At 43.2% G+C, this 9,560-nt stretch carries 9 protein-coding genes; 6 read left to right on the top strand and 3 right to left on the bottom strand.

The genetic code is table 11. The features are described from left to right. Window positions 1–119 precede the first annotated feature (119 nt). Both AWV70_RS09405 and AWV70_RS09400 read left to right on the top strand, forming a co-directional pair. The gene (locus tag AWV70_RS09405; protein WP_060206461.1) at window positions 120–878 is read left to right on the top strand and encodes an SDR family NAD(P)-dependent oxidoreductase; all 759 of its coding nucleotides are present in this window, start codon (window positions 120–122) and stop codon (window positions 876–878) included. A gap of 11 nt (window positions 879–889) precedes the next feature. Beyond that, on the top strand, window positions 890–1,267 hold the full coding sequence (locus AWV70_RS09400; protein ID WP_060206459.1) for an FAS1-like dehydratase domain-containing protein: 378 nt from the start codon (window positions 890–892) through the stop codon (window positions 1,265–1,267). A 283-nt stretch (window positions 1,268–1,550) separates the two neighbouring features. Here AWV70_RS09400 and AWV70_RS09395 read toward each other — a convergent pair whose 3' ends face one another. Beyond that, window positions 1,551–2,252, bottom strand: a complete 702-nt coding sequence (locus AWV70_RS09395; RefSeq protein WP_060206457.1) for a hypothetical protein — start codon at window positions 2,250–2,252, stop codon at window positions 1,551–1,553. A gap of 493 nt (window positions 2,253–2,745) precedes the next feature. Beyond that, window positions 2,746–3,024: an alpha/beta-type small acid-soluble spore protein gene (locus AWV70_RS09390; RefSeq protein WP_060206455.1), complete on the bottom strand. Its 279-nt coding sequence runs from the start codon at window positions 3,022–3,024 to the stop codon at window positions 2,746–2,748. Between the two features lie 160 nt (window positions 3,025–3,184). On the opposite strand from AWV70_RS09390, the gene hprK reads away from it, so the two are divergent. Both hprK and AWV70_RS09380 read left to right on the top strand, forming a co-directional pair. Next, window positions 3,185–4,102, top strand: coding sequence for an HPr(Ser) kinase/phosphatase (hprK, locus tag AWV70_RS09385; RefSeq protein ID WP_060206453.1), 918 nt, complete (start codon window positions 3,185–3,187; stop codon window positions 4,100–4,102). Between the two features lie 22 nt (window positions 4,103–4,124). After that, window positions 4,125–4,955: a DUF2785 domain-containing protein gene (locus AWV70_RS09380; protein WP_060206451.1), complete on the top strand. Its 831-nt coding sequence runs from the start codon at window positions 4,125–4,127 to the stop codon at window positions 4,953–4,955. A gap of 32 nt (window positions 4,956–4,987) precedes the next feature. On the opposite strand, the gene AWV70_RS09375 is transcribed toward AWV70_RS09380, so the two are convergent. After that, entirely contained in the window at window positions 4,988–5,665 is a 678-nt protein-coding gene (locus AWV70_RS09375; RefSeq protein ID WP_306464381.1) for a TetR/AcrR family transcriptional regulator, read from the bottom strand. 295 nt (window positions 5,666–5,960) lie between these two features. On the opposite strand from AWV70_RS09375, the gene AWV70_RS09370 reads away from it, so the two are divergent. Both AWV70_RS09370 and AWV70_RS09365 read left to right on the top strand, forming a co-directional pair. Continuing rightward, window positions 5,961–7,463, top strand: a complete 1,503-nt coding sequence (locus AWV70_RS09370) for a BCCT family transporter (protein ID WP_060206450.1) — start codon at window positions 5,961–5,963, stop codon at window positions 7,461–7,463. Between the two features lie 29 nt (window positions 7,464–7,492). Beyond that, window positions 7,493–9,541, top strand: coding sequence for a CocE/NonD family hydrolase (locus AWV70_RS09365; RefSeq protein ID WP_060206448.1), 2,049 nt, complete (start codon window positions 7,493–7,495; stop codon window positions 9,539–9,541). The last annotated feature ends 19 nt before the right edge of the window (window positions 9,542–9,560 follow it).

The following is a 9,560-nucleotide window of genomic DNA, read 5'->3' as shown; positions in this document are numbered from 1 at the left end:
CCCAACCGCCTATGAAAAAGAACTTGGTCTGACACTTTCTGAGACAATCGGACAAACGGATTATTTAGTATCAAAAGGACTTGTACGAGAAACGGTTGGAGAAGGTGGAATTTTGAATTATGAACAATCGTAAGACAGTTTTAGTGACAGGGGCAACGAGTGGTGTCGGCTATGCAACGGCGATGCGACTATTATCCAATACCGACCGGTACATGGTTTATGCAACAGGAAGAGCACCAGACAAACTTTGGGAATTGCAAAATGAAGGGGCTGTTGCCATTCCAGCGGATATTACGAATAAGGACGAGACGGAAAATCTATTGGAGCAGACGGGCTCCTTGGATATCGTTATTTTTTCAGCTGGAGTGGGGTATTTTGAAGCTGCACATCTACTTTCCGAGAACGCGATCCGATCAATGATAGATACAAATTTCATTGCACCGGTTGAACTGACGAAACACGTCCTTCCACAAATGTTGGAACAACGGAAAGGGCATCTCATTTACATTGGTTCTCAAGCAGGAAAAGTAGCAACACCAAAAGCTTCGGTATATGCAGCATCAAAGCATGCATTAATCGGTTATACGAACGCGCTGCGCATGGAAGTCGCCCCTTTCGGCATTCATGTTTCCATAGTTCATCCAGGTCCGATTGACACGCCATTCATAGACGGGGCGGACAGAACGGGAAACTATCGTTCTTCGCTCGGCAAGCAGCTGTTGCAAGTCGGCACTGTTGCAGATGCGATCGTTCAAACGATCGAAAAACCTGTTCGCGAAATCAATCTGCCGGGCATTATGGGGCTCACAAGCAAACTGTACGGGATTGCACCAGGCCTAGTTGAAAAAGTGGGTCGCAAGTATTTCATAAAGAAATAAGGGGATTAAGTATGAACTTAAAAGTAGGAGATGTCATTTCATTCGAACGGACTTTCACTGAAGAAGATGTGGAATTATTTACGAAAGTATCTTGGGATGAAGGAACCCACCATGTAACGCCGGACGAACAAGGGAGGCTAGTCATTCAAGGTTTGTTGACTGCCACATTACCGACTAAGATCGGAGGAGAACAAAATGTGCTTGCTCGGACTATGAATTTCGAGTTTTTGCGACCGGTTTTCACAGGAGATACGATTATTTGCAATGTGACGATAGATGTTTTTGAAAAACAGGAAAATAATCGGACATCTATCAAGGCATCTTTCATGTGCATGAATCAAAATGGGAAAGAAGTATTGACAGGCAGTTTCGCTGGCGTGATTCTTTGAATAGTAAGGGAGTGTCCTGAAAGAATGGATCGAGAAGGCGCCTTACTTCGAGCGCAAATGTTCCCATTTACACGCTCGGAGTTCTCATTCATAGATGATGAGTTCTCGTTTACACTTTTAGACTACTCGTCCATCGACGATAAGTTCTTGTTCACGCACTTAGACTTCTCATTCCTCGCTAATAAGTTCTCGTTCTCCCGTAAGACGACTAGCTTTGAATGCGCTACGTCTTTTTTAGAGAAATAGAGCTGTCCAGACGACTTCATGGACGGCTCTTTAACCGTTAATAATCGTAATCCGCAGTCTCTTGTTCCAATATTTCCGCTAATCGATCCGAGACAACTGCACCATAATTGATAACTCTACTTTCCGGATAATAAACGGTTCTTGTCATTGTTCCGTCTTCCAGTTCCATTCCGAAAAATACCCTCGGCCCCGAGCCCCTCTCGTCAAATACCGCCGGATCATAGGGCAGGGCAAGTAGCTCATCAACAAATTCATCTATCCGCTCCTGCGAGAATTCACCGACAATCGATAGGTCATATGTGCTTTGGAGGACAATCCTTTCGACTTTGCCGTCAATATCCAAAAAGTCACCAATAGTTTCAGCATTTTCCGGATGAGAAACCTCGTAGACTTTTCCATCGGCCACTATTCTGAATGCCGGATCATAGCCTTCCATTTCATAAAGTTTTGTTCCTACATCCAAGTAGGCAGCATCTCCGTTTTTCAATTGGTAATTGGCACCTGCATGACCGTCCATCTTAAAAGTCACTTCTCCTAGTTCGGTACCTACAGGCCACTCTTCTTTTAACTGATTCACTTCATAATTATTTACATAATCAGAATCATTCCATTGAATGATATCGACCCAATCAATTACCGACTGTGTTAGTCGTGACTGCCCAAAACCTTGCAAAAACTGCCCATTCGAACAACCTGCTATGATGAATATGCCGCATAAAAGCACCAGAAGTTTCCTCATATTGTCATCTCCTTTACGAAATAGACGGGTCATAGATGGATAATGTTACATATATGTACAAATGGAAAGAGCATGATCCCCAAATAGGACCATGCTCTTCTTTCCGCACCGGAAAATTTGATTGTTTGTTCACCTGCTTCAAACTGTTCTTCCTGACAAACTATAAACGCCCGTCAGTGCAGTTTGATGGTACTGACCCCTAACTTTACAAAATTTAGCCCTTATTGTGATCGGCTGTATGGGGTGTCAGCTTCAAGTTGCACTTCCACAAAAAACCTACCTATTACCGTACTAAAGTGGCCGGAGCAATATCCTTTTTCTCCGGACGAGTGAACACTTGCCAGTAAAGCAAATTTTCCGCCAAGGCTGTGCAAATCTTCGTGGAATCGACCATCATTCAATTTCTTCCACTTTCGTTCTGCCTTGTAATCTACAAATACCCCTCTCCTTTATAGGATAAACATCTTTTTTTATGTTTTTTATTTTTTTGCCTTCAACTTTTTTCATTTATCAATTGCTCTTGTGCTAATCGGACCATTTCTTTCACCATATTTCCACCAATCGGTCCACCGATTTTCCCTGCTTGTTCTGATGTCAGTTTGCCATTGTACTCTTCCGAAAGGGGGATGCCTAACTCCTTCGCAATTTCGAATTTCACCGCGTCAGGCCGTTCGTCATCGACTGTAAATCCTTTTGCTTTCATGACATCCACTTTCAGTTGATTCAATTGTTTCCGTGCCTCAGGAACTAAAATACGATTATTGCGTCCCATCCACTCATCTCCTTTCAACCATATTCTTTCCCGAATATAAAAAATGATGATGAAAGTATTGAAATATCGTTTCATGAATGCATAAGCAGTCCAACATGTTATACTAAATCGAAATGATACTGTTGACCAAACCGATTCGAAACAGGAGGTGAGCTTGGATATGAAAACTGTTACCATCGAACATATCGTAAAGCGATTCTCATTGGAAGTTCTTGTTGGACATCATATGTTGGATAAAACCTTGAAAAAGACGAAAGTCAGAAGACCAGGCTTGGAATTCATGGATAAATTCGACTTTATTGCAACAGAGCATGTCCAAATCCTTGGGAAGAATGAAATCAACTATTTACATACGCTGTCAGATGACGAATGCAAGCTTCGCATTGCAAATATTGTCCAATACGATCCACCTTGCATCATCATTACATCCAATCAGGCAGAGCCGCTTGGATTACGGCAATATTGCACTGAAGAACATATACCCGTCTTGCGGACGCCAGATTCGACGAGTGAAATGAGCGCGAAGCTGGATGCATACGTCACGAAAGAAATGGCTCCTGAAATTGCGGTCCATGGGGTGTGCGTAAATGTAGCCGGGATCGGAATCCTTCTTCGCGGCAAGTCAGGGGTGGGGAAGAGTGAAACGGCACATACGTTGATCGGCCGGGGGCATAGATTGATTGCAGACGATATCGTCGTACTTAAAAAACTTAGCCCGCAAACGCTTCTTGGAACCCATGACGAAAAGAATAGGGAATTCCTCGCGTTGCGTAGCATCGGCCTGCTAAATGTAGTAAGACTTTATGGACGGGCGGCATTTCAGGAAGAGAGCCGGATTGCGCTCGATATTGAATTGACCGAATGGAAGGATAATGCATTGAATAATGAACTTGAACTCGATACGAAATTCAAGTCATATATGGATGTTCCTATTCCGCATATCCAAATTCAATTGCAGCCGGGAAGAGATGTAGCCGGCTTGATCGAGGCGGCAGCGAATAACTGGTATTTACAGCAGCAAGGGTATAGTGCTGCAGAAGAATTCAAGAAACGGCTTGAGTCTGAATTTAATGAATGAAACCATGGAAAAGAGGTCCGTCATGAAACAGCAGATGAAAATGGTACTTGAAATGGATGATATGCAGTGTCAAAACCATATGAAATTGCATGGTGAAGAGCTTTTTCAGTTCATGCTGGAAAATCTTGGATCGTCGGATGGCGAGCTGCGCGATGAAACAATCTACAGATTGCTCGTTAAATTACTTACAGGGCAACACTTGAATATCATTCAATTAATCGGTGCTTGCAAGGAGCTACTTACGGATCAATATTTATTCGCATCGATTGGTGAAAAGGATTCGGATGATGTGTTTATCCGTTCATTCTCAACGCTTTGGCTCACTGGATTATTTTGGTTGGATCAAGAACATCCTTTTATGGATCAGGAATTACGACGTAAAGCGATGGAGGCAAGTGCATCTTATCTCTCGCTAGAACAAGATACGCGTGGATTTGTAGAAGGAAAAGGATGGGCGCATAGCATTGCCCATGGTGCGGACCTGGCGGCAGTTATCGCAAGTCATCCTGAAGTGGAGAAGAGATTGATTCCAGTTATTTTGGAAGGTGTATCTGCTTGCTTTTGGAAAGGTGGCGTCTATGTCGATGATGAGGATGAACGTTTAGTAGCTATTATCTTATCCTTGGCGAACACAGAGTATCCAGAAGATATTGTGGTAGAGTGGATCGAGCAAGTCTTTGATAAGTTGGATAGGGAGATACCGGAAGAAGGATATTCCCAAACGTTTTATCATGCTCGTACAAACATACTTCAATTCATGAAGACATTGTATTTTGCATTGAAAAAGTCCAAGCGCTATCCTAAATTGCAAAGCACAGCCTCTTTTTTCATTCAGAAGTGGCAAAATGTATAACCTGAAAAACCGATGGATTGATCCATCGGTTTTTATTTATGAATCTCCCTCATCAAAGCATTGTCCACCATTTGACTAATATATTTCAGCGTTTTTAGTTCCGCTTCTTCCAAACTATGATCCATTCGATTATTCAATATATTTGTCATCATGCCTTGCCATAAAAGATTAGTCATTTCATTAAGGGAATCCACTTGGAGTTCATCGACAAGCCCTTCTTTTGCAGCTAGTTGCAAAAGCGATTTGCCGCGTTTCGTCATACTCCGTTCAAACAAAATCGGTTTCAATTCTTCCGGGATATTGATCAACTCAGAAGGGTATATCTCATAGTATCGTTCAATCATTTTTTCCGGATGGTCACCAAGATCCATAATGAAAACTGCATGGAAAATGGCGGGCTTCTGGAATGAGTGTCTACAGAAGCATTCCCATGCGAGCATATATTTCTCCAAATACGTTTGGCCTTTCTCCATAATAACAGTGACTTCCTCAGTATACTCTTTCAGCAATTTCATCGATGCAAAGAAAATCAGATGTGAAACTTCTCCAAAATAATTGTAGATCGTCGCACTATTGTACCCCGCACGATCAGCAACTTTCCTGATTGTCACCTGGTCGATGCCGTCCTCATTTATTATTTCCACAGTCGCATCGATAAAATATTTCCACATACGGCTCATTTGGATTTTTTTATTGCTCAAACTTATCACTCCTTCCCACAAAATTATTTTTCCGGCAGCAACATATTTTAATTATACATTATTTGCATAATAGTAAATCACAATAGTACATTGTTCTATCATTTCCCTTGTGGTAGAATAATCAATATTAGTAAATAATCATGATTAGTATATTTTATCTGATTACGATTCTAGTTTCAATCCAATCTTCTGGATTACTATCAACCAAGCAATGTGTTTCATTTCAATCGTATCGCTGAAAGCGCTGTCAAAAGGAGGAATGGCGTCACAATCTTGTAAGAGAAAATAAATAGGGGTGGGGAAAATGAATAAAGTACGAATTGATCCATTTATCTTTTGGGCATCAATAGCAGTCATTATAGCGGCAACTATTTTGCTAGTTGTCAATCGTTCAACTGCGGAGCCGTATTTAGACGATATGATGACTGCTATCACGTATAAAATGGATTGGGCTTTTCAGTTCTTGACAATCGGTTTGTTTATCCTTTTGATCTGGTTGGCATTCAGCCGCTATGGAAAGATTTCATTAGGCGAAGGCAAGCCAGAGTTTTCAACGTTTAGCTGGGGGACAATGCTTTTCACGGCAGGCATGGGGACTAGCATCATGTATTGGTCAATGCTTGAACCGATTTTCTATTTTACTGGCCCCCCGTTCGGTATTGAAGGGGAAAGTAAAGAGGCTGCCGAATGGGCTTTGACGTACGGCCTGTTTCATTGGGGCGTTTCTGCATGGTCACTCTATGCGTTTCCGACAGTAGTCATTGCTTATTCTTATTTCATCAAAAAACGCCCATCTTTGAAAATGAGTGTCGCCCTCAGTGGTGCCCTCGGTAAATATGCAGATGGCTGGTTAGGCAAGTTGATTGATATTCTTGTCATTTGGAGTTTGGTTGGAGGTTTAGGGACATCGCTTGGATTAGGAGTTCCAATGGTGTCTGCAGTTGTAGGAGATATTTTAGGCATTGAACAGACTCTTACACTCGATGCCATTATTGTTATTTGTATTACAATTATTTACTCGGCGAGCGCATATTTAGGTATCCATAAAGGTATCCGAAGATTGAGCGACATTAATGTATACCTGGCATTGGCTCTTGCCATTTTCGTTTTCATCGCTGGACCGACGTTATTCATTTTGACATACTTCACGAATAGCTTTGGAATGATGATTCAGAATTTCGCCATGATGAGTTTTTATACAGATCCCATCAGTCAAGGCGGCTTTCCGCAAGGCTGGACAGTCTTCTATTGGGCTTGGTTCGCAGCGACAGCTCCATTCATGGGTCTATTCGTCGCTAGAATTTCGAAAGGTAGAACGATCCGTCAATTAATCACCCATATGCTGCTATGGGGTTCTATCGGTGGTTGGATTTACTTTATGGTTTTCGGCGGTTATACGATGAACTTGCAATTGCAAGATCTCCTTCCGGTCAAGGATATTTTAGCGGAAAGCGGAGGGCCAGCTTCCATCGTTGCCATATTGAAATCATTGCCATTAAGTTCTGTTGTATTGCCGTTCTTCGTCCTACTGGCTGTTATTTTCCTTTCAACGTCAATGGACTCGGCAACGTATATCCTCTCGGCCACTGCAACGAAGGAATTAGGGGAAGGGCAAGAGCCTGCAAGATGGCATCGGATGATATGGGGAGCAATTTTGGCAACGATATCTATCTCGCTGTTGCTAATCGGCGGACTACGTGTCATCCAAACGTCTGCAGTTGTCGTATCGGTGCCGATTTATATCTTTTATCTTCTACTTGTCGTCTCTCTCTTAAGATGGCTGAAGCAGGACTTTCCAAAAGCATAATACAGTTGATCATTTAGGAGGTTTTTATAATGGTTTTCAACGTACGTGAAACGAATCGAGTCGTTCAAACTGATTTTCCGAGAAAAGTTAAAGAAGTGAATAATATATGGATTCCGATGTCGGATGGTACCCGGCTTTCCGCGAAGATTTGGCTTCCGGAAGATGCTGTGAACAATCCGGTCCCTGCAATCCTTGAGTATATACCGTATCGAAAAGATGACTTTACAGCTTTAAGAGATTCATTGCGACATCCGTATTTTGCAGGTCATGGCTATGCAAGCATACGTGTCGATTTACGGGGATCGGGCGATTCCGATGGGATTATGTACGATGAATATTTGAAGCAGGAGCAGGATGACGCATTGGAAGTGCTCTCTTGGATTTCCGAACAGCCATGGTTTACTGGCGGCATCGGTATGATAGGAAAATCATGGGGTGGTTTCAATGGTCTGCAAGTGGCAGCAAGAAGACATCCATCTTTAAAAGCGATTATCACACTTTGTTCAACGGACGATCGTTATGCAGATGACGTTCATTACAAAGGGGGTGCGATGCTTGCTTCGGATATGCTTTGGTGGGCCTCCACGATGCTTGCCTATAATGCGCGTCCTGCAGATCCGGCTGTAGTGGGGGATGCATGGCGTGACAATTGGCTGGAACGGATGGAGAAAACGCCTCCTTTTGTTGAAGAGTGGGTTAGACACCAACATCGAGACGAGTATTGGAAACATGGTTCAGTTTGTGAAAACTACGATGACATTGATATTCCTGTATATGCAGTTGGTGGATGGGCGGATGGCTATACGAATGCCATTCCGCGTCTATTGGAAGGGTTGAAAGGCCCCCGTAAAGGATTAATCGGCCCATGGGCACATGAATACCCCGAAATGGCAGTTCCTGGACCACAAATAGGCTTCCTTCAAGAGTGCCTAAGATGGTGGGACCACTGGTTGAAAGGGGTCGATACCGGCATCATGGAGGAACCGATGCTAAGAGCATGGATTCAAGACAGTGTCCCGCCTCAAACTGATTACTTTGTGCGACCGGGCCACTGGGTGGCGGAAGAGCAATGGCCGCCTGCAAATCCCATGAATAAACGTTACTATTTGGACCACCCGAAATTGAAAACAGATATAGCTGATGAAAAAGAAATTAAAGTCGGAAGCGTCCAGCAGCACGGTCTCCATGCAGGCGTATTCTGTCCGTTTGGTCAACCGGGCGACTTGCCTGGCGATCAAAGGAATGAAAATGGCTATGCCGTCGTATTCGACTCAGTTCCGGTAGAAGAGCCTGTCCATATTTTAGGGCACCCGTCATTCACTGTTGAACTTTCTTCCGACAAACCAAATGCTTTACTCTCAGTTCGGTTGAATGATGTAGCACCCGATGGTTCATCCACACGTGTGACATGGGGACTACTGAACCTTACGCATCGGAACAGCCATGAGTTTCCTGAACATCTAGTACCTGGAGAAAAATATTGCATTACGGTTGACATGAATGCGATCGGCCATAAGCTGGAAAAAGGGCATCGTTGGCAATTGGCGATATCGCCTACGTATTGGCCGCATGCTTGGCCATCTCCCGAAGAAGCGACGTTGACAGTCTATCCATCAGAGAAGACATTCCTGTCATTACCTGTCAGGGAACCAAAGACGATTGATCTAGAGCTTAAGCCATTCCAACAACCGGAAACAGCTGCAGTGTTGGAAAAGGATATATTGCGTGAAGCCGAAAGGACCCGCATCATTTCCCATGACGTTGTATCAAATGTATGGACGCTCGATGATTTCTCGGATGAAGGAGCGAGAAAACTGCATGTCAATGGGATTGAATACGGAAGTACAAATCACAATATGTACACAGTCAAAGAAGGGGAGCCGTTGACTGCGAAAGTACAATGTGATTGGACATTGTCGGTTGGTAGGGATGAATGGCAGACGAGTCTAGAAACGACGAGTACGATGACAGCGGATGATCAGAACTTCTATTTGATGAACCGTTTAATTGCATATGAAGGGGAAGAAGAAGTCTTCAATCGAACATGGGAAACTTCAATCCCAAGGAAGTTTGTATAAAATATTCATAGGTCTGGAA

It is taken from the genome of Sporosarcina koreensis (assembly GCF_001531445.1).
Classification (GTDB): Bacteria; Bacillota; Bacilli; order Bacillales_A; family Planococcaceae; genus Sporosarcina; species Sporosarcina koreensis_C.
The sequence above is the reverse complement of the archived record's forward strand: the minus strand, read 5'-3'. Positions and strand labels throughout refer to the sequence as shown.